This window comes from Campylobacter sp. JMF_08 NE1 (genome assembly GCF_027737875.1).
Classification (GTDB): Bacteria; Campylobacterota; Campylobacteria; order Campylobacterales; family Campylobacteraceae; genus Campylobacter_B.
This window is the reverse complement of record NZ_JAOVUC010000001.1, coordinates 24,149-45,136: the sequence shown is the minus strand read 5'-3', so window position 1 is coordinate 45,136 and position 20,988 is coordinate 24,149. Positions and strand designations below refer to the sequence as shown.

At 40.9% G+C, this 20,988-nt stretch carries 19 protein-coding genes and 1 pseudogene; 1 reads left to right on the top strand and 19 read right to left on the bottom strand.

Features of this window, described 5'->3' with window-relative positions; translation table 11 throughout:
• Nucleotides 1–186: 186 nt before the first annotated feature.
• Genes purH through OFN91_RS00205 form a run of 6 tightly spaced genes read right to left on the bottom strand, consistent with a single transcriptional unit; the run spans nucleotide 187 to nucleotide 7,445 of the window.
• The gene (gene purH, locus OFN91_RS00230) at nucleotides 187–1,719 is read right to left on the bottom strand and encodes a bifunctional phosphoribosylaminoimidazolecarboxamide formyltransferase/IMP cyclohydrolase (RefSeq protein WP_270872847.1); all 1,533 of its coding nucleotides are present in this window, start codon (nucleotides 1,717–1,719) and stop codon (nucleotides 187–189) included.
• Nucleotides 1,720–1,758: 39 nt separating this feature from the next.
• A complete protein-coding gene (locus OFN91_RS00225; protein ID WP_270872846.1) occupies nucleotides 1,759–2,664 on the bottom strand; it encodes a DnaJ domain-containing protein in 906 nt (301 codons plus the stop codon).
• A 2-nt stretch (nucleotides 2,665–2,666) separates the two neighbouring features.
• Entirely contained in the window at nucleotides 2,667–4,859 is a 2,193-nt protein-coding gene (gene purL / locus OFN91_RS00220) for a phosphoribosylformylglycinamidine synthase subunit PurL (protein WP_270872845.1), read from the bottom strand.
• Between the two features lie 53 nt (nucleotides 4,860–4,912).
• On the bottom strand, nucleotides 4,913–5,665 hold the full coding sequence (locus OFN91_RS00215) for a glycosyltransferase family 2 protein (RefSeq protein ID WP_270872844.1): 753 nt from the start codon (nucleotides 5,663–5,665) through the stop codon (nucleotides 4,913–4,915).
• On the bottom strand, nucleotides 5,662–6,453 hold the full coding sequence (locus OFN91_RS00210) for a polysaccharide deacetylase family protein (RefSeq protein ID WP_270872843.1): 792 nt from the start codon (nucleotides 6,451–6,453) through the stop codon (nucleotides 5,662–5,664). Before OFN91_RS00210 ends, OFN91_RS00215 begins: the two co-directional genes overlap by 4 nt.
• Nucleotides 6,450–7,445: a glycosyltransferase gene (locus OFN91_RS00205; protein WP_270869636.1), complete on the bottom strand. Its 996-nt coding sequence runs from the start codon at nucleotides 7,443–7,445 to the stop codon at nucleotides 6,450–6,452. Before OFN91_RS00205 ends, OFN91_RS00210 begins: the two co-directional genes overlap by 4 nt.
• Before the next feature lie 312 nt (nucleotides 7,446–7,757).
• Between OFN91_RS00205 and OFN91_RS08285 the strand changes: the two are divergent.
• Nucleotides 7,758–7,916 (top strand): annotated as a pseudogene (locus tag OFN91_RS08285) (DapH/DapD/GlmU-related protein); the annotation flags it as partial.
• Nucleotides 7,917–8,070: 154 nt separating this feature from the next.
• On the opposite strand, the gene OFN91_RS00195 reads toward OFN91_RS08285, so the two are convergent.
• The 13 genes from OFN91_RS00195 to OFN91_RS00135 all read right to left on the bottom strand — a co-directional run bounded on the left by OFN91_RS00195 (nucleotide 8,071) and on the right by OFN91_RS00135 (nucleotide 20,973).
• Complete coding sequence (locus OFN91_RS00195) at nucleotides 8,071–9,048, bottom strand: glycosyltransferase (RefSeq protein WP_270872841.1); 978 nt, start codon at nucleotides 9,046–9,048, stop codon at nucleotides 8,071–8,073.
• Nucleotides 9,045–10,241: an O-antigen ligase family protein gene (locus OFN91_RS00190; RefSeq protein ID WP_270872840.1), complete on the bottom strand. Its 1,197-nt coding sequence runs from the start codon at nucleotides 10,239–10,241 to the stop codon at nucleotides 9,045–9,047. Before OFN91_RS00190 ends, OFN91_RS00195 begins: the two co-directional genes overlap by 4 nt.
• Nucleotides 10,238–11,329: a glycosyltransferase family 4 protein gene (locus tag OFN91_RS00185; protein WP_270872839.1), complete on the bottom strand. Its 1,092-nt coding sequence runs from the start codon at nucleotides 11,327–11,329 to the stop codon at nucleotides 10,238–10,240. The genes OFN91_RS00190 and OFN91_RS00185 overlap by 4 nt, the downstream gene beginning before the upstream one ends.
• Nucleotides 11,326–12,219 carry an ELM1/GtrOC1 family putative glycosyltransferase gene (locus tag OFN91_RS00180; protein WP_270872838.1) on the bottom strand — a complete coding sequence of 298 codons (894 nt, stop codon included), beginning with the start codon at nucleotides 12,217–12,219 and terminating at the stop codon, nucleotides 11,326–11,328. Before OFN91_RS00180 ends, OFN91_RS00185 begins: the two co-directional genes overlap by 4 nt.
• Entirely contained in the window at nucleotides 12,219–13,100 is an 882-nt protein-coding gene (locus OFN91_RS00175; RefSeq protein WP_270872837.1) for a lysophospholipid acyltransferase family protein, read from the bottom strand. The genes OFN91_RS00180 and OFN91_RS00175 overlap by 1 nt, the downstream gene beginning before the upstream one ends.
• A gap of 57 nt (nucleotides 13,101–13,157) precedes the next feature.
• Nucleotides 13,158–14,489, bottom strand: coding sequence for a tRNA uridine-5-carboxymethylaminomethyl(34) synthesis GTPase MnmE (mnmE, locus tag OFN91_RS00170; protein WP_270872836.1), 1,332 nt, complete (start codon nucleotides 14,487–14,489; stop codon nucleotides 13,158–13,160).
• Nucleotides 14,489–15,226, bottom strand: coding sequence for a Jag N-terminal domain-containing protein (locus tag OFN91_RS00165; protein ID WP_270872835.1), 738 nt, complete (start codon nucleotides 15,224–15,226; stop codon nucleotides 14,489–14,491). The genes mnmE and OFN91_RS00165 overlap by 1 nt, the downstream gene beginning before the upstream one ends.
• A complete protein-coding gene (gene yidC / locus OFN91_RS00160; protein WP_442868042.1) occupies nucleotides 15,216–16,799 on the bottom strand; it encodes a membrane protein insertase YidC in 1,584 nt (527 codons plus the stop codon). The genes OFN91_RS00165 and yidC overlap by 11 nt, the downstream gene beginning before the upstream one ends.
• Nucleotides 16,800–16,801: 2 nt before the next feature.
• Nucleotides 16,802–17,131: a membrane protein insertion efficiency factor YidD gene (gene yidD / locus OFN91_RS00155; RefSeq protein ID WP_270859068.1), complete on the bottom strand. Its 330-nt coding sequence runs from the start codon at nucleotides 17,129–17,131 to the stop codon at nucleotides 16,802–16,804.
• Nucleotides 17,128–17,433, bottom strand: a complete 306-nt coding sequence (gene rnpA, locus OFN91_RS00150) for a ribonuclease P protein component (protein ID WP_270859218.1) — start codon at nucleotides 17,431–17,433, stop codon at nucleotides 17,128–17,130. The genes yidD and rnpA overlap by 4 nt, the downstream gene beginning before the upstream one ends.
• Nucleotides 17,434–17,447: 14 nt before the next feature.
• Nucleotides 17,448–17,582 (bottom strand): 50S ribosomal protein L34, encoded by a 135-nt coding sequence (gene rpmH / locus OFN91_RS00145; protein WP_270859069.1) that lies wholly within the window; start codon nucleotides 17,580–17,582, stop codon nucleotides 17,448–17,450.
• A 101-nt stretch (nucleotides 17,583–17,683) separates the two neighbouring features.
• The gene (locus tag OFN91_RS00140; protein WP_270872834.1) at nucleotides 17,684–19,042 is read right to left on the bottom strand and encodes a TolC family protein; all 1,359 of its coding nucleotides are present in this window, start codon (nucleotides 19,040–19,042) and stop codon (nucleotides 17,684–17,686) included.
• 2 nt (nucleotides 19,043–19,044) lie between these two features.
• Entirely contained in the window at nucleotides 19,045–20,973 is a 1,929-nt protein-coding gene (locus OFN91_RS00135) for a MacB family efflux pump subunit (RefSeq protein ID WP_270872833.1), read from the bottom strand.
• Nucleotides 20,974–20,988: the final 15 nt, after the last annotated feature.

Here is a 20,988-nt window from a genome sequence, read left to right as displayed (position 1 = left end):
TATTTTAATATCTCATTTTACCATTATGGTGCGCAAGAATGCCCACCCTACGAAAGTTAGATTTGGAATTGCAAAAATTAACACTTATGCCGACGATTTTTCACGGAGTGGGCGACGGACTAGACTGACTCGTCTGTCCTAGCCCACGCCGCAAAATACTAGGCTCGTTTAATTGCAAATAATATTTTAATGCAAAAAGTGGCGAATTCCCGTAAAATACATCGCCATACCAAACTCATCTGCTGCTGCGACGACTTCATCATCACGGATTGAGCCACCCGGCTGGATTACGGCTTTAACGCCCACTTCGTTTGCGATTTCTATGCTATCTTTGAAAGGAAAAAACGCTTCACTTGCCAGCGCGCAACCTTGCAAATCAAGCCCCAAATCCCTTGCTTTTGCCACCGCAGCGCGCGCAGCATCGACACGGCTTGTCATGCCCATGCCGATTGCCACCATTGCCGAGTTTTTCACATACACAACGCAGTTTGATTTGGTTAGCGCTGCCACCTGCCAAGCGATTTGCAAATCGGTAAATTCGCCATCATTTGCCGAACGCTTTGTAACGCATTTAGCATTTTTGACCTCATCAGCACCCACATAGTCGCGTTCTTGATAGACAAATCCCCCGTCTATGAATTTAAAGTCATATTTATCATTTTCACGCATTAAAAATTTATTCTCTTGCGTGAAAATTTTAATGCGTTTTTTGTTTGCAAAGACTTCAAGTGCGTTTTCATCGACATTGGCTGCAATTATGACTTCCACAAAAATTTCATTGATTTTCTCTGCCAAAGCCTTATCAAGTGTGCCGTTTATCGCCACCACGCCACCATAAGCCGAAACAGGGTCGCATTTAAGCGCTTCGGTGTAGCTTTCTAACAAATTTGATTTTATGGCAAAACCACACGGATTTGCGTGTTTGCAGATACTTACTGCTGGGGCTTCGCCAAAGCTACTTGCTAACATAACTGCGCCGTGAATATCGGTCATATTGTTAAAACTTGCTTCGCCTTTTAGGGCTTTGAAATTTAGGCTAAAAAAGTTTTCGAATTCATACAAAGCGCCCTTTTGGTGCGGGTTTTCGCCGTATCTTGTCGCCATGACTTTTGAGCCTGTGATAAATTTTTTAGCACCAAAACCGCCGTTAAATCGCTCGTTCATATAGTTTGCTATCATGCTATCATACGCGGCAGTGTGCTCGTAGGCTTTTATCATAAGGCTTCGGCGAAATTCCAAATCATCGGCTTTTGCTTTGATTTTTTCGATAACTAAATCATAATCCAAAATGTCCGTTACAATCAAAACATCTTTGAAATTTTTCGCTGCACTTCGCACCATGGCAGGTCCGCCGATGTCGATATTTTCGATAATCTCATCAAAATCATCTGTGCGAATCGTGGTTTGTTTGAAAGGATATAAATTCACACAAACCAAATCAATCCCGCCAATGCCGTGTTTTAGGGCTTGTTCGGCGTGATTAGCATCGTCCCTTTTATGCAAAATTCCGCCGTGAATTTTAGGGTGCAGGGTTTTTACTCTGCCTTCAAACATCTCAGGGCTTCCTGTGTAGGCGCTCACTTCCACAGCATTTACGCCGTTTTCGCAAAGTAGCTTATAAGTGCCACCCGTGCTCAAAATTTCCCAACCCAAATTTGCCAAATCTTTTGCAAATTCCACTACGCCGTCTTTGTCGCTAACGCTGATTAACGCTCTCATGCTCACTCCTTATAAATTGAAATTTTTAAATTTTAAAATTTAGCTTTCGCCCAAACGCTCTTTTAAGCTCTCATACGCTTCATTGATTTCTTGAAGCTTTTTCGTGCCTTCTTGGATAATCTCGTCATCTGCGCCCTTGCCCATTAAAATATCTGGGTGGTATTTTTTGACTAGTTCGCGGTATTTTTTCTTTATTTCGCCAAAACTAGCACCCTTATCCACGCCCAAGACTTCGTAAGGGTCTTTTTTCGAACTTGTATTTCGCGCAGAGCCACCATATCCGCCGCCAGAGCTAGAATTTTGATATCCACCGCCGTAATTTCCGCCATAACTGCCACCGCGACTATCGCCGTAACCACTAGAATTTCGGCTATTTTGGTAGCCTCCACGCCCGCGGTTGTCGTAACTTTGGCTAGAACCGCCGTATGTGCCATAATAACTCGCCTCAAACATAGCAAAAATTTGACTTACCACATGGGAAGGCATACCAAATCCGCGCGCGATTTTGGCGATTATATCTCGCTCTTGCTCGCTAAATGAACGATCGATATAGGCTATGTTTAAGAAAAAATAAATTAGCGCCGCTTTTCGGCTCGAACTTAGGTGAAATTTTTGATTGTAATGAAACGCGAGAGAGTAGATATCGTGCTCTTTGTCTTTGTTTATCTTATAAACTTGCTTCAAAAGTTTTCTCTCGTTTTCGCCACCGCCCATTTTGCGAACCAAATCGTCCAAAATCTCGCCTATCATCGTGGCTTCTGTCTCATTTACCACGCCGTCGCTTTTGGCGACCTTTGCAGTTAGGGTGATTAAAATTTTCGCCTCTTCAAGGCTCATTTTTGGCTCTTTTCTCTCATAGCCGGAATTTCCGCTAATACCGCTTATAAATCCCTTTATAAAATGATAAAGCAAAAAAGCCAAAAATAGATAAAAAATACTCGACACTATTAATCTTCGCTTCTAATGATTTTTGCGAATTCGTTGAAATAAATTTCGCTCAACTCTCCCAAATCGCGCGAAATGCTATTGATTTGGAAAATTTTACCGCCAGTAATGCCAAGTTTTACGAAATTTAACCCTGCTTCGCGCGCTAAGCTTTCAAATTTCGCCTCGTCGCTTACGCCAAAAACAGCCCTCGTAAAGCTCTCGTCGAAAATATCTCTCTCATCATCGCACGGCATTTTAAACTCGCCACCCATTTTACCTACACACGCCATTTTGGCTAGGGTAATTGCCACGCCACCGATTCCTACGGAGTTTGCGAAGCGCAATGCGCCTTGTTTGCCTGCTTTAATCGCAAAGTCCCAAAGTTTGCGCTCTTTGGCTAAATCTAGCTTCGGTAGCATGCCTCCGATTGCGCCTTTTATGGCTTGTTGATACAGCGAGCCTGAAAACACGCCGTATGTATCGCCCACCAAATAGACGCCAGTATCACTGTGAGTGAAATCACTAGGGATAATCTCGCCATTATTTACGCCCACGGTTACAATCGCAGGGGTCGGCTGGATACTCACGCCCTCTGTTTCGTTATACAAGCTCACATTTCCACTCACAACAGGCGTATTTAGAGCCTTGCAGGCCTCTTTGATACCCTCTGCGCCCTGTGCGAACTGCCACATAACCTCTGGGTTTTGCGGATTGCCGTAGTTTAGACAATCAGTTATAGCTAACGGCGTAGCACCGCTAAGAGCGACCTTGCGACCACTAACAGCCACAGCAAGAGCCGCACCAGTGAAAGGATCGATATAGTTCATGCGAGTGTTGCAATCCATAGCGATTGCGAGTTTTGCGCCATTTTCTTTGACTCTCATTACCGCTGCGCCTAGTTTGCCCGGGCGTTTGGCTGAGTTTAGCCCGACATTTGCGTCATATTGATCGTAAATGAGCGATTTATTTAGCACATCTGGGTGCGAAAAAACCTTGTCAAAATCGGCGTTTATGTCAAATTTATCAGAGCATGTGCATAAATTTTGGTTTGCTATCTCGTCCAAATACGCTGGGCGTTTTGTAGGGCGGTCTAAAACAGGTGCTGCTTCGCTTAAAGGCTCGATTGGAATCTCGCCCGCTAGCTCGCCATGCCAGTAAAGCTCCATTTTACCGGTATTGGTTACTTCGCCGATGACTTCTGCGTCTAAATCCCACTTCGCAAAAATCTCTTTTATCTTATCTTCGCAACCTTTTTTCGCGCAAATTAGCATTCTTTCTTGGCTTTCGCTTAGCATTAGCTCGTATGGCGTCATGCCACTTTCACGCATAGGGACACGATCAAGGTGCATTTTCATACCGCTTCCGCTTCGTCCTGCCATTTCAAAGCTACTAGAAGTTAGCCCAGCTGCTCCCATGTCTTGGATTCCCACGACGAAATCAGTCTTAAAAAGCTCCAAACAAGCTTCCATTAAAAGCTTTTCGGCAAACGGATCGCCAACTTGCACGGTTGGGCGAAGAGATTTGTTTTCATCGTTAAAGCTATCACTTGCCATAACGGCTCCGCCAAGCCCGTCCCTGCCTGTTTTTGAGCCTACATAGATGACTGAGTTTCCCACGCCTTCTGCCTTGCCGTAGAAAATTTCATCACTTTTTACAATTCCAAGAGCAAAGGCATTTACCAAAATATTTCCGTTAAAACTGCTATCAAATGTCGTTTCGCCACCGATTGTAGGGATTCCCATGCAGTTGCCGTAGTGTGCGATACCGCTAACTGCGCCTTTGACTAAATATCTTTGATAGCGATTTGTTTTGGAATTCCCCACGACATCGCCAAAACGAAGCGAATTTAGATTTGCTTCGACCCTTGCGCCCATTGTAAAAATATCGCGCAGTATTCCGCCCACGCCTGTGGCTGCGCCTTGAAACGGCTCGATGTAGCTAGGGTGATTGTGGCTTTCCATTTTAAAAACAGCCGCCATGCCACCGCCAATGTCGATAACACCGGCATTTTCACCGGGACCTTGTATGACCCATGGAGCCTTGGTCGGAAAGCCGTTTAGGTATTTTTTACTTGATTTATATGAGCAGTGTTCGCTCCACATAGCCGAAAAAATGCCAAGTTCTAGCAAATTTGGCTCACGCCCTAGAATTTCTAAAATTTTTGCATATTCGTCTTCGCTGATTTTGTGTGCCGCAATGGTTTTTTTATCCATTTTATCGCCCTTTTAGTGGAATTTAATAACTTTTTATAATAGCTAAATTTTGCTTAATTTCCTTTTTTGTTAAGCCAAATTTCATACAATTTCGCCTCTTTCATAAATGCGTAAAATGCGTTTATAACGGCGATTATGAAGCCTTTTTTGCCGTCGAAAAAACTTCGCCTTAAAAAATACGATTTGAAAAAGACAAGCGGAAAGATAAAAAGCAGTTTGGCTAGGCTCGGTTTTTTGCCTTTTTCAAATTTTTGCTGTGCGCGCAGGCTCGAATAGTTGTTGTTTTTGCTCACTAGCTCTTTGATTGGTTTATCGCTGAAATGATAAATCACGCCACGAGATTTTCGCACCTTGCCATTTATGCTGACTTGCGCATGCACGCCCAAATTTCGGTATTCGCCAGCACTTTTGCGAAAAAATCTGATATGGGTGTTTTTGCGCACTCTATCATCGACGATTCCGCCCATGTAAAATTCGTGAAATTTAATATCAAGCCCGTCGAATTCGCTCTGCCCCATAAACTCGCAAATTTCAGCTTTTAGCTCTTCGCTTACTTCCTCGTCGCCGTCTAAATTTAGCACCCACTCGTGCGAACACAGGCTAAAAGCATAGTTTTTTTGCACACCCTCGCCTTGCCAATCGTGGTGGTAAATTTTAGCATTAAATTTTTGCGCAATTTCTAGTGTCTTATCGGTGCTGCCGCTATCGACGATGATGATTTCTGCGAAATCCGCGACACTTTTTAGCATTCGTTCGATATGTTTTTCTTCGTTTTGCACGATTGCATAGACACTTGCATTTATCATAGTTTATTCCTTATGCGCGTAAATTTCAGCCAAAAATCAAAAAAACTCTCCGTCCCCAAAACGCCAATTCTCTTTATGGCGAATTTATCGTTCCCCGCTTCGTAAAGCCCGCGCTTTACCACGACCGCGGCGCAGTATCCTGAATTTCGCGTAAGCGATAAAATTTCATCATTAAATTTGCCGTAAGGATAGGCGAAAACTCTGCACTCGCGCCCAGTGATTTTTTCTAACTCTTTTTTGGATTTTTCGATTTCATCTCGCGCTTTTTCGGGCTCGCTCGCCCACAAACGATCTAAATTCGCGTGGCTTAGCGTGTGAGAGCCAAACTCGATTAAATTTGAGCGGTGCATTAAATTTATCTCATCGCTAGTTAAAATTTGGCTTAAATGGTCGGTATTTCCGCGCTCCCAGTCGTTTTGCGTAGCGGTAGCCACCACAAAAATCGTGGCTTTGAAATTATATTTTTTCAAAATTTCAAAGGCGTTTGTGTAGTTATCCATAAATCCGTCATCGAAGGTAATACAGACCGATTTTGGCGGGATTTGGGCTAAATTTGCTAGCTCGCTAAGCGTGAAAGTAGTAAAGCCGTTTTTGGCTAGCCATGCGATTTGGGCCTCAAAATCAGCTGGGCGAACGCGCCATTTATCAAATTTATCGCCCTTATGCTCGCTTATGCTATGATACATCAGCACGCGCGCCTTGTCCCAGCCCTGCGGGATCCGCCACCAGTTATACCTGCACGAAAACGCTATAAACGCCACAGCTAAAATTGCGAAAAAATATATCATTTTTTAAAATCCTTTATCAAATTTTCATACGCATTTATGTAATTTTGCGCCATTTTTGCTACGCTAAATTCGTCCTTTTTGGCTTTGATAGGGGCGAAAATTTGCACGAATTTATCGTAGTTTGCGTGGATTTCATCTAGTTTGTGAGCTAAATTTTCTGGCGTGGCGCTAAATTTTAACTCACTAGGCAAAATTTGCTCACAAATGCCAGTATTCGTCGAAATCATAAGTGGCGAATAATAAACCCCGTCAATCGCCACAAGTCCGTAAGCTTCGAATTTCGAAGCGATGATTTGCAAATCGCAGCTTGCTAAATGATCATTTATATTATCCACAAAACCACGCAAAAAGACATTTTTATCAAGTTTTAGCTCACTAATTAGCCTTTCTAGCTCACCTTGCTTCTCACCCTGACCGAATATCTCGCACACAAAGTCAAATTTTACCAAACTAAGCGCTTTAATGACCACATCCATTTGCTTAATGGCGCTTAATCTGCCAGAGCTGATGATGTGAAATTTATCTAGTTTTTTAATCTTTTCTGGCTTTTTGTATAAAATTCCATTTTCGATAATTATAGAATTTGGCGGCAAAATCTTTTTTGTTTCATCTAACACAGCCACGCACAAATCGGCTAATTTATAATTTTTTTTGAATTCCAAAGTGTGTTTTGTGGCGATTAGCGGAATTTTCTTTTTCATAAAAAATCTAGCATTATAGATAATCTCTATCACTTTTGCGTTGTGAGCGTGTATGATATCTGGGCTAATTTCATCTAAAATTTTAGCAATTTTATGCAAAAAAATGGGGTTGTATCTGTTTTTTTTAAAATTTATCTCTATTAATTTTACATTTTTGTCTATGTATTTTAAAATATTTTTGTCGCTCATTAGATAAATTTCGTGTTCTTTAACTAATTCGTTGCATAGCTGGACACAAGCGTTTTCTGTTCCTGCAAATTTTATCCAATTAAGAGCGTGTAAGATTTTCAAACCATTTCCTAAATTTTAAATCCTGCGATTATCTCATATTACCGCTTTATACTTCGTTAAATTTAATTATTTTTTCTATATAATGGGCAAAAAATTTAAGGAAAATTTATGTTTAAAAATTTGATAAAAAAGCTAAAAGGCAAACCCACATACAAAAATATAAAAATGGGCAGTAATGTCCATATTATCAACTCTTGCATCGATGAGGCGTTCGGTCATCTCATCAGTATCGGCGATAATGTAACCATTACAAACGCTACAATTTTAGCCCATGATGCAAGCACAAAAAAGGCCCTTGGCTACTCTAAAATCGGCAAAGTCGAGATAGGAAATGATGTTTTTATCGGTTATGGAAGCATTATTTTACCACGCACAAAAATCGGCGATAAGGTCATAATCGCAGCCGGAAGCGTAATCACAAAAAATGTAGCCCCAAATTCGGTTGTCGGCGGAAATCCAGCAAGGCTGATTTGCACTTATGATGAATATATGCAAAAAATGCAAGAAGCGCTAAAAACCTCACACAAAAGCGAAAAACACCCAAAAAATATGAGCCAAAATGAGCTTTTAGAGCAAACAAGAGCATTGAGTGATTTTAGCTTGGGGTTTAGCGTATAAATTTAGCCTATTTTAGGCAGTTTTCGTAATAATTTTTTAGAGTGGATATATAATTTTCAAATTTCAGACTATTTTTTATCTCTTTGTGTTTTTCGCTAAATTTTTGCGAATACATATCGTAATTTTTGTAAATTTTACTAATTTTTGCGCTCATATTTTCATAATCGATAAAAAATTCCTCATCTAAAATTTCACCAATTCCACCAACTTTGGTGCCAAGTAAAACATTAGCATAAAAAATCCCTTCAATTAAGCTAATCGAAAGCCCCTCGCTACGAGATGATATGATTTGTAGGTGCGAATTTGCTAGCCTTTGTGCGACATCGTCTTTAAATCCGAGGAGCACCACTTTGCTTTGCAAATTTAGAGAATTTATTAAATTTTGCAAATTTTTTCTCTCTTTTCCCTCGCCGACAATTTGCAAAACAAAGTCAAAATCAAGCTTACTAACAGATTTTATCAACTCATCAAAACCTTTGATAAAATCTAGTCTTCCAACCGCAATAATGCTAAATTTATCGCCTAAATTTCGTGAAATTTGCCTTTGTTTAATACCAAAATATATAACTTCACTTTTGTGATTTATAGTTTGGGCTACTCTCTTTGATACCGAAATGACATTTGAAATTTTATTAAAAATTTTGCCCTTTCGCACATTATGCTTTGTAGCAACCTGCGTAAAATCCATAAATTTATTTAGCAAAAAACCCATTTGTGAAGCTTTTGCGCCGTGAGTGTGTAAAATTTGGACGCCAAATTTTTTCAATACTTTTAAAATTTCAAAATATAAAAGTAAATTCCACCTTTTATCATAGTTTTTATACTCGTAAATTCTAACTTTTGGCGAAATTTTATCTTTATACAAACACCCGTTTGGCACGATTAAAAGCACTTCATCGTTTTGGCATAGCTCATTTATGCTATCGCAAACGATTTTTTCTACACCACCATAGATTGTAGAGCACGAAAAATAAGCTATTTTCACGCACCGGCCTTTTGTGTAAATTTATCAGCAAAAATCAAAAACGCAAATAAGCTTAGATAGCTCATCAGCCTTTTTGTATCAAACAGACTAAAATCAAATTGAATTACAATGCAAAAATATGCCAAAGCGCAAAAATAGATGAAATTTTTACTTCTAAATATCTCTTTGATAGCGCAAAACAGTACCCCAAGCCATGCTAGAAGACCAAAAATTCCAGTGAAAAGCAAAATTTCAAGCTCAGCATTATGCACCATGAGAAATCTCATAAGTTTTTTTGGTTTTTCTAAGCTAATCCAAGTTTGCACACCATGCCCAAAAATAGGATTGTTTTGGATTTGAGTAATAGTATATTCCCAGATAATATCTCTGTAACTAGTGTGCCCAGTTAAAAGATGATTAAATCTAATCGCAACGGCGTCAAAATAAAAATAAATCCCCAAAACAATAAGACTAAATAAAATCAAAACTAAAAGTATAAATTTTATATTTTTTCTCAAATTTAAAGCCACCCACAAAAGCATAGCTGCGCTCACGCCGACCCACGACGAACGCGAATATGTAAAAACCAAAACGCTAATATGCAATAAAAACAAAACTATGCCAAGCTTTGGCTTGTATTTTGTAAAAATCAAGCTAAACACAGCCCCTATGCCCATCATAAAACCTAGTCTGTTGCGATTATCCAAAAGTCCAGTTAGACCTGTTTTTTTGATATCACTTACATTTTTGCTTAGGATTAAGTCTGGGTTATTTATCACTTGATAAATCGCCGATACCAATAAAATCGATGTTCCAAGCAATAAATATAAAATAATCTCTTTTTTGGAGAAAAATTTCAACTTATAAAAATAAGCCAATGCGATAAAAACAAAACCATATCTAGTGACAAAAATAATGATATTTCGCCACGATTTTTTTGTCAAAAGCTCGGGGTTTAGGAGATTTGCGATAACCATAGAAACAATGATTAAAAAGACAAAAAACGAAAAAAGCTTAACTTCTTTTAAATTTGCGATTAGAACGCTGAAATTTTTGTAAATTACAACATGCAAAATCGCCAAAACTATTATATAAATCGTCGAAATTTGATACACGCTATTTTCAAATGCAATCGAACAAAGCCAAATTATAAGCCCGAATTTTAGCGCACTTTGCCAAGGATTTAATCTGATAAAATCAAAAATTTTACTCACGCCATCTCCTTATACACACTCATAGTTTTCTCCACCATTTGCGCTAGGCTGAAATTCTCCGCTATGTAGCCGTATCCGTCAAATTTATAATCCTTCGCGCGCTCTATCATCGCAGCTAACCCCCTCTCATCACCCACGGCAAAAAACTCGCCATTTTCGCCAGATTTGATTATATCTAGCACGCCGCCGTGATTGCTCGCCACCACAGGCGCATTTAGCGCGATTGCCTCAGCCACGCTTCGCCCGAAACTCTCAGGCTTTTTCGATGCGCTTACAACCACATTTGAGAGTGCGTAAATCTCAGGGATTTTGCTTTGCGAACCCGTAAAAATCACGCTTTGCGCCAAATTTAACTCACGCGCTAAATTTTGTAGCCCCAAAAAATACTCTTTTTTATCATCTCGCACACCGCCCACGATTAAAATTTTTAGCCTCTCACCAAAACTTTGCTTTAAAATTTGCCCCGCTTTTATGAGCGTTTCATAATCTTTGAGTTGCGTTATGCGACCCACACTAGAAACGATGAAATCGCCCTTTTTTAGCCCAAATTCGGTGCGAAATTTCGCCATAAAATCGTGGTCTAAATTGTCGGGATTAAATTTTTCTAAATCAATTCCGCGCGGAATCACCCTGATTTTGCTGACATCTGCGCCGAAATTTCGCACTACATAATCCTCCGTAGCGTTGCTGACACAGATGATTTTATCGGCATCAACCATAATTTTGCTGTAAAAATTCACAGAATTTAGCCCATGCACGGTGCTAACTAGCCCAAAATTTAGCCCCCCTTTGGCGAATTTCACTAGCCATGCAGGCACACGAGAGCGCACATGCACGATATCTGGGGAGATCTCGCGCAAAATTTCTTTTAGCGCACTAGCGCGGGAAAAAGCTGTGAATATATTTTTGGAGCAAACATCGAATTTTATGTGGCGCACGCCATTTTTTTCTAGCTCGCTTACTAGCTTTCCGCCGTTACTAATCACCACGCTCTCCACGCCAAATTTAGCAAATTCGCGCGTGAGCTCGACCACACCGCGCTCGACGCCACCCTCGTTAAGTTCTGGCAGTATTTGCACCACTCTCATAGGCTAATTCCTTCTAAAATTTGGCTTAAATTTATCTTTTTTGTCGGTTCTAACTCGCTGTTTTTAGAATAAATTCGCAAACACTCATTTTGCGTTAAATTTGCGATAAAATCGTCAAATTTATTGTGCGAATTTTTGCGTGGAAGTGTCAAAACAGCGACATTTGCGCGACCATTGCACACAGCCTCGCTTATCATCGAAACAGAATCTTGGGTGATAAAAATCCACTCGCAACCCTCCAAAAAATCGCCGATTGGATTGATCTGATTTTTGCTATAAATCACGCTAAAATCGAAATTTGCGCGCTCAAACTGCGCCTCAATTTCACTGGGAGTGCGTGGGCTAGTGGTTATGGCGTATTCGTGGCGCGGAAATTTTGCTTTGATTTTCTCCACAATGTCGCAAATTTCGCTACTCATATCAAATGAAGCGTTTGGCCCACCGATGACAAATGCAACCGCGCTTTTTTTGGGAGTGTAGAAATTCCCCGTTTTGCTAAGGTTTAAATTCGTCGGCAAAATCACCACATTTGGCGCAGTTTGCGTGGTATCGTGAGCGTTTGCGAAAATGAGTGAAAAGTCCTTTTTATAGCCTTTTGGATACATTAGCGCGACGCTTTTTTTGCCAAATTTCGCGGCGCAGTATTTTAAGGGATAGTATGTCACAGACCCAGCTCCTACGAAAATGTCAAAATTCACAAAATTTTTGTTTTCGCACTCGAAAATTTTAAATTTCAGCCCCAAAAAATCCAAAAAATATGAGAGAATTTTTAAAATTTTGTTTTTATAGCCAACCTTGCAAAGCTCAAATTCCAAGCCTTTTAACTCGCAAAACGCCACGCTTTGGCTCTCATGCCCCTTGCGCCCGTCGGTAAAGATAAGCGCTCTCATCAATCAACTTTCCAGCGATTATGCATCCAAAACCACTGCTCGGGCGCGCTTCGCACGACCTCTTCGAAGATATCGTTGCACTGCTGGGTTATGAACTGCTCGGCCTGTGATTTTTCTAAATTTTCGCTTGGCGGAGTGAAATCTTTGATGACGATTTCGTAGCGACCATCACTCATGCGACGCGCGAAAACGGGGATTAGGACTGGGTTAAATTTCAAATACAGCGACGCAATCGTCTTTGTGGTGTAACACTCACGCCCAAAAAATGTGGTTTTTAGGCTGTTTTTTCCGCCCGGCTTTTGATCTGGCAGGATTCCTACATTTTTGCCCGCCCTTAGACGCTCGACAAGCCCGCGCATGGCGTCATCTTTGTAGATTAGCTCGTTGCCGTATTTTTTGCGAAATGGCGTAACTAGGCGATCTTCGATGAGTTCGTTATTTCCCCTGCGCCCCACAACCGCCACAGGAAAGCCGTTCGCGCCGTAAAAATGGGCTAAAACTTCCCAGTTTCCAAAATGCGCCGTGAAAAACAAAATGCTGTTTTTGCTATCACCTTTTAGCGCTTTTACCTTTTCTAGTGCCTCGTCTTTGTTAGCGATAAGTGCGCTAAAATCGAGCCTTTCGTGGTAGAAAAGCAGGGTTTGGGTCAGGGTTTTGGCCACAGAGCGGAAATTTTCGCGCGCTAGGGTTTTAATCTCGCCAGCTGATTTTTGTGGGTAGGCAAGGCTGAGGTTTTTTATAGCGATTTTTGCGCGCGATTTTAGCGCAAAAAAGGCGAATTTCGCCAAGAAATCAAAGAAAAAATATAAGAAATTTGTCGGTAGAATTTTGGCTAATTTTATTAAAATTACGACTAGGAAATATTCAAATTTTTCTCTCATTTTCACCCTTATTAAAAGGGGTGATTATAGTAAATTTTGGCTAAATAAGATATAAAATCACTTTCCTAGGCAAAAATTCCCAAACATTTCATCTAAAATTTCATCCCTCTCAAAGGGCCTAGAAATCGATGAAATCTGCTCTATGGCGCGATTCATTTCGTAAGCAAAAATTTCAAGCTCAGCCTCGTTTAGCTTTTCGCGCGCGCTTTTTAGGGCGTTTAGCGCGTTTTGGCAAGCATTGATTTGGCGAGTGTTGCTTAGCATAAGTCCGTCGAAATTCTGCGAATTTAGGTAAATTTCAAGCTCTTTTAAAATCTCATCGACGCCGTTTTTGGCTGAAATTTTAAGCGGTTTTTGCGCAAAATTATATGCAAAATTTTGCGCTAAATCAGATTTATTTAAGATATAAAATATTTTTTTATCGCTTTTTTGCTCCAAAATTTGGACGATTTTTTCATCTTCGTTCTCAAATTTCGCAGAGCTATCAAACACAGCCAGGATAATATCAGCCTCATCAATCGCCTTGATTGAGTATGAAATGCCGATATTTTCGGTTTTGCTCTCGCCATGCCTAATGCCTGCTGTATCAATGATACGGATTAGGTGAGTGCCGATTTTAAGGCTCTCTTCGATTCTATCCCTAGTCGTGCCAGCCTCATCGCTGACGATTGCGCGCTCGTAGTTTAAAAGCGCGTTTAAAATACTACTTTTGCCCACATTTGGTTTGCCTACGATTGCGACCTTAAAGCCCTCAATTAACCCTTTTCTGCTCTTGCTAATCTGGGTGATTTTTTCTAAATTTTCTATGTTTTCATTTAGCATTTTTAGCGAATTTTCAAGCACATCGCGTGGTAAATCCTCTTCGGCGTAATCTATGCAAACCTCGGCAAAAGCAAGAGTTTTAACAAGCTTAGCGCGCAGATCATTTACAAAGCCTTCAAGCTCGCCGTGCAGGTTACGAGATAAAATTTTAGCCGCACTTTCTGAGCGAGAAAGTATCAAATCGCTAATCGCCTCGGCCTTGCTTAAATCCATTTTGCCGTTTAAAAACGCCCTTTTGCTAAACTCCCCAGGCTCAGCGATACGCGCTCCTAGCGAAACCACGCTATCAAGCGCCATAGACGAGCTAATGAGTCCGCCGTGTGTTTGGATCTCCACGACATCTTCGCCAGTGAAGCTATGCGGGGCTTTGAAATATATAAAAATCGCCTCGCCAAATTTCACCCCGTCTGCGCCGTATAAATTCGCCAGTGTGGTGTGGCGTGGCGAGAAGTCATTTTTATGCGAAATTTCGCGCGCGATTTGCAGGGCACCTGCCCCGCTTATGCGCACGATTGATATTCCGCCGACTCCGTGAGCGGTGGCGATAGCAGCGATTGTTTGATTCATTAATTTTTTTCGTCGATTATGATGATTTTACCGTTACGAGTGGATTTGATACCGATCGTGCGATCTGGGAAGCTTTCTTTAATCTTATCGCTAGCGATTTTGACGAAAGCCCCGTCAAATGGCTTGGTTACGATTTTTGAGCCGTTTGCATTCGCCCTTAACGCGCCAATATACGAATCAATGTGTTTGCTTTGGTTTTGCAAAAATTCAGCCACTTCGAAAACGACAGAGAGGTTGTATTTCATACTAATCCAGTTATAAATCATATACGAAAACGCCTTGTATCTGTGACCTTCCTTGCCAATTAGTAGCGCGCTATCATCGCCGTCGATTTTGATATAGACGCTGTTTTCATCGTGAATTTTAACCTCGCAAACACTAAGATTAAATCCACTTTGCGCGATCAAATTTGTGATTTTTTGCTCGATATCTTTGCAAATTTCATCATTTATGGTAGCTTTTGGCTTTTCTTTGCGGACTTTGTGCGAATTTGCGCTTCTAGTTTTTTGCGAATTTTGCGGTTTTTTCTCATCATTTGGTTTTTGGCTTAAATTTTCGCTTTGTGGAAATTTCTCGCCCTTTTTGACAACCTCGATAATGGCGTTTTTCTTAAAAAAGCCCAAAAATCCGCTACTTGGCTGTTGAATTACCCTGATATTTAGCTCGGTAATCGAACACCCAAACTCATCTGCTGCTTTTTGATAAGCTTGCGTTAAATTTATCGCTTCAATTTTCATGTTTTTTCTCCGAAATTTGGGCTTGCTTTTGGCGAGCAAAGATTTTGTTTATGACATATTGTTGCACTATCGAACACATATTATTCACCGTCCAATACAGCGTAAGACCTGCTGGGAACATTAGGAAAAACACACCAAACATTAGTGGCAAGAATTTCATTACCTTCTCTTGCATTGGGTCTGTAAATGAAGTAGGCGTGATTTTTTGCTGTAAAAACATAAGTGCTGTCATCAAAATCGGCAAGATATAATATGGATCTTTTAGCGATAGATCGTGTATCCACATAGCCCACTCAGCGCCTTTTAGCTCGATTGCATTTAAAAGCACGCGATAAATCGCGAAAAATACCGGAATTTGAAGTAGTATCGGCAAACATCCGCCCATTGGGTTCGCGCCGTTTTTGCGATATAGCTCCATCATGTGCATTTGCAATTTTTGCGGATCGCCTTTGTATTTTTCTTGCAACTCCTTCATTTTTGGGGCTAAATCTTTTAGTTTATTCATTGATAACATACCCTTGTAGCTAAGCGGAAAGAGTGCTGCGCGAATAATTAGCGTAAGTATCATAATCGCCCAGCCCCAGTTGCCTACATGGCTATAAATCCAGCGCAAAAATTTAAACATAGGCCTTGCGATGAAGGTGAACCAGCCATACTCGATGACATTAGTTAGCTTTGGATCTACCTCTTTTAGGGTTACATAATCCTTCGGTCCGATATAGCCAATGCTCTTAAAATCGCCGTTTGCTCTAATGAAGGCTTGCGAAATATCGTTTGCGCTAGTAATCGTGGTGTTTAAATTTTCGCCAAAAAATAGGCTTGTGTAGTATCTATCTGAGCTAGCCACAAACACGGCGTTTTCGACGCGTTCGTTTTCGCTCACATCGCCGTCTTCGAAAATCTCGACTGTATCGTCGCTTTTGCCCACTGTGATACCGTGGATTGTGTATCCATCTACCTCGACATCAGGGCGAGAGCCAGGTGTGATAAAATACGAAGTCGGGCGGTTAAATTTGATATCGATTTCGTAACTTCCATTTGGGTTAAATTTCAAATTTTTACTAACGACAAAATCGCCTAAATTTTGTGTCAAAACCACGCTAGCCGCGCCGTTTGTGATATCTAATCTATCAGCAGAGGCAGTGTATGGAGTAGAAAATGCTAGCTCGTTTAAATTAGCGTCTTCGAATCTGATTTCAAGCGGTTTTGAATCGCCATCTTTGCTGATTAAATTTATCGGTTCGCCCTCTTTTGTAAATTTTTTATCATTTAGTGTGTATGAGCTAATGCGACCGAAATTATCAATCGTAAAATTCGCCTCTTTGCCGACGATTTTGACTAACTGATTTTGCGCGCTCGCACCTGCGCTTGCGCTCGGAGTTATGCTAGCACTTGCGCTAGTTGGGGCTTGTTTTGCCACGCTTTGCGCACTTTGCGCGGCAGTGGCTGTTTTGTTCGCCTCCATAGCAGCTCTGACTTTTGACATATAAAAATGGTCGTATGCCACAAAAAACAAAAAAGCTAGCAAAATAGCTAGTCCTAGGCGTTTTTGTTGGGATATTTGATCTAACACGATTATCTCCTAAATATTATATAATACTGATTTTTTGAATATGGTATAAACCAAATTTTTGGTTTTACGCCCAAAGCACTGTTTTTGCATGCCCAAAAAAAATTAAATTTAAAATTATGCTTGATGATAGGGTGATCTATTCCGCCCTTGAAAAAAGGGTTGCACTTTAAAATTCTAATTAATGTAGCAAAAAATGCGTGTAAGGGGTGGTTAAATTTAAACTGATAGAGCGCATAAGTAGAGCATGTGGGATAGTAGCGACAACTCGCAGGTAAAAGAGGTGAAATAAAGGCTCTGTAAAATTTAATCAAAAAAACACAAAAATTTCTCATTTTATCGAACCTATCTTTTTAAAAGCCCAACGCAAACTTCGCTCTATCTCTTTAAAACTCATGTTTTCAATCTGTTTTTTTGCGATAATGATAAAAGTGCCATCTTTTAATAAATTTTGCTGATTATAAAACGCCGCTCTTAGCAGGCGTTTGGTGCGATTTCGCTTAACCGCATTTCCAATCTTTTTACTAGCTATCGCACTAAACCTGCGCTCGCCGTCCATAAAATACACGACAGCGCAATCACAGTGCCATTTCGCAGCACTTTTATAAACTTCTGAAAAAACCTGATTTTCGCTTATCGGAGCGAAACTACCTACGCAGCCAATCTTGCTCTACCTTTGGCGCGTCTTGCGTTGATAACTTTGCGTCCATTTTTTGTTTTCATTCTTACACGAAAGCCGTGTGTGCGCTTTCTAGGGGTGTTGTGTGGTTGATATGTTCTTTTCATATTCTTCCTTTTTTAAAAAATTTAAGGTGTGGATTCTACAAAAATTTTACTTAAAAAGCATTGAAAAACTAAATTTTTCAATGCTAAACAAATTTTAAAATTTAAAATTTTTGGCGAAATTTACCAGCCATAGCGCGGTAGATTGAAATTTCATTTTGCATACTCGCATATCTTTGCGCAAGTAGATTTATTCGCGCCGAAATCGCACTCGATCTAGCCTCCAAAAAATCTTTTAGTTCGCTAGCACCTGCGTCGTATTTGACGCGGTAAATTCGCTCGATTTCGCTGGCTGTTTTGTAAGTATCGGCTAAATTTGCAAGCCTTGCGCGGTTGATTTCGTAAATTCTATACAAATTTAGCGTCTCATTTACTGCGCCGCTTAGGGTTTTTTCGTAAGAATTTCGGTAAGCGTAAAAATCCACCTCAGCTATCCTTAACTGCGATTTTAGCCGTCCATAGTCCAAAAACGGCAGGCTAATGCTGACATTTCCGCTTAAAAATTTCAAATCAAATCCATCGCTAAATTTATCTGTATTTGCCGAATTTAACCCTGCGCCCAAATTTACGCGCGGGAAGAAATTTAGCCTTGCGCGTCTGTGGTCATAAAACGCCGCATTTAGCCTAGAAATCGCAGCTCTAATGTCTGGGCGATTATGCAAAGCAGTGTAAGGCACACTAAGGTCTGCACCTAGAAATTTCACGCTCTCAATGCTTGGCAAATCTGCGCGAAACTGCAAATCAGGCGAGATTAAATCGCGCATAAATTTGCGGTTATCCTCGATATTTTTCTCGATTTCCAAAACGCGGTTTTTCAGATTCAAAATGCTGTTTTGCACCTGCTTGTATTCGATAAGCTCGGATCTGCCATAATCATATTTTGCCTTGACAATCTGCTCAATTTGCGCGTAATCTTTTAAATTTTGCTTCGTCCATTTTAGAGCGTCATTTAGATAAAGCATCTCAAAATACCCGCTCACGACCGAATTTATCAGCGTCAAACGGGCGTTTTGTAAGTCAAACACACTCGCACTCGCGTCCCACTCGCTTGCATTTATGTTCGAGCGAATCCGCCCGAAAAGATCTAGCTCATAGCTGACATTAAAGCCAGAGCTATAAGTCTTGCTCCACTCATCGCTTCTGCTGATATCGCGGCTCGCACCCGCTCCCCACGAAGCCCCAAGCGTAGGGAATAAATCCTCTTTGCTAAGGCCTAAATTCGCATACGCGCGCTCTAAATTTAACGCTGCTGCGCGCAAATCGTAGTTTTTCGCCAAAGCCTCATCAACAAGGGCATTTAAATATGGCTGATTGTATCCCTTATACCAATCCTGCGCGATTTCATAGGTTTCGTTTTCGTCTATAAAGCTATCTTGCACTTCGTAATCAAGGTTGCTATTTATCGCGGCACACCCGCCAAAAAACGCCACAAAAACTGCGCTTACAAATATATTAAATTTCATCTCTACTCCTGTGCTAATGCGTCGATTGGGTTTAGTTTGCTTGCACTTCTTGCTGGCAAATACCCGAAAATTATCCCGATAGCAGATGAAGCCACAAAGGATACGATTATCGGCGCAATGGTAAATTTCATAGAAAAATCAGGACTTAGGGTGTTAAAGCCAAATCCAATAAGAAGCGCAAACAAAATTCCCAAAATTCCGCCGAACCAGCATAGCAAAATCGCCTCGATTAGGAATTGTTGCAAAATATTTCCCTCTTTGGCACCGATTGCCATGCGGATTCCGATCTCTCTGGTGCGCTCGGTAACTGAGACTAGCATGATATTCATTACGCCGATTCCGCCCACGATTAGCGAAATAAAGGCGATTGAGCCGATTAAAATTTTCATCGTGCCTGTCGTGCTCTCTATCGTTTGCTTAATCGTATCTGAATTTCGCGTATGAAAATCCCTCGTGCCGTGGCGCTGAATTAGTAGCTGTGTGATACTCTCCTCAGCCATTGCGGTGCTGACATCGTCTTTGATTTTGACCGTGATTGAGCTAATCTGCCTATCGCCTGAAATTTTATCAATCACGGTCGTATATGGCGCATACACGCGCAAACTCTCGCTACTGCCAAAGGCGTTTTTATCCTCGCCAGCTATGCCGATTATGCGTAAAGCCCTGCCGTTGAATAAAATCGTATTTCCAAGTGGTTCCACACCTTTAAATAGCGTTTTTTTGGTGTTTTGATCGATGATGATGACAGAATTTGAATATTTTATATCATCTTCGTTGAAATTTCGCCCCTCTACCACATCTATTCCGCTGACTGCGAGCGAATTTACATCACCACCAAAAACCTGCCCCGTCGCACTCATACTAGCGTAAGTTAGCGTTCCACTCGTGCGTGAGTTTGGCGTAGAATAATCCACATAAGGCTGGTGCGCTAATGCTAGGGAGTCATTTTTGGTCAGGGTATTTATCCCGCCTGCTCTAATATCGCCGAAATTTCGCCCCGGATAGACGCTAATGGTATTCGTGCCAATCGAGCGGATATTTGATAAAATCCTCTCTTCTGAGCCGTTTCCTAGGGCAACGACGCAGATAACAGAGGCAATTCCGATTATAATTCCAAGCATTGTCAAAATCGAGCGCAACTTATGCGAAAATATTGCGCTCACCGACATTTTAAAGCTCTCTATAAATTGATCTTTGGCAGAAAAAAGCGAGCTTTCTTTTTCTAACTTTTCTTTATGCAAATCAAAAGTGCGCCCCATTTTGACATTATCGCTTAAAATTTGGCCGTCTTTGATCTCGACAATCCTATCAGCGATTGAGGCGACATTGCTATCGTGGGTTACGACGATGATAGTATGACCTTCTTCGTGGAGTTTTTTTAAAATCTCCATTACCATGACGCCAGATTTGCTATCAAGCGCGCCTGTTGGCTCATCGGCTAGGATTATCTCGCCACCATTTATGAGAGCCCTTGCAATAGAGACGCGCTGCTGCTGTCCGCCTGAGAGTTTGTTTGGCAAATTTTTCGTGCGATCGCCTAGCTCTAAACCTTCTAAAAGCTCTATTGCGCGCTTAATCCTAGCATGAGATGGCACGCCTGCATACACGGCTGGTAGGGCGACATTTTCGGTAGCGTCGATTGAGGCGATGAGATTGTATTTTTGAAAAACAAAGCCAAATTTCTTGCTTCTAAGGCTTGCAAGCTCATCTGAACTAAGCTTAGCAACCTCTTTATCATCGATTTTATAGCTTCCACTAGTTGGTGTATCGATACAGCCGATGATATTCATCAGCGTGGATTTTCCACTACCGCTTTGACCGATGATTGATACGAATTCGCCGGCTTTTATATGCAAATTTATATCTTTTAGAATATGAACCTCATCGTCGCCGAGTTTGAATTTTTTGTTTATATTTTCTAACTTTATCATGGCTAAATTTTAAAT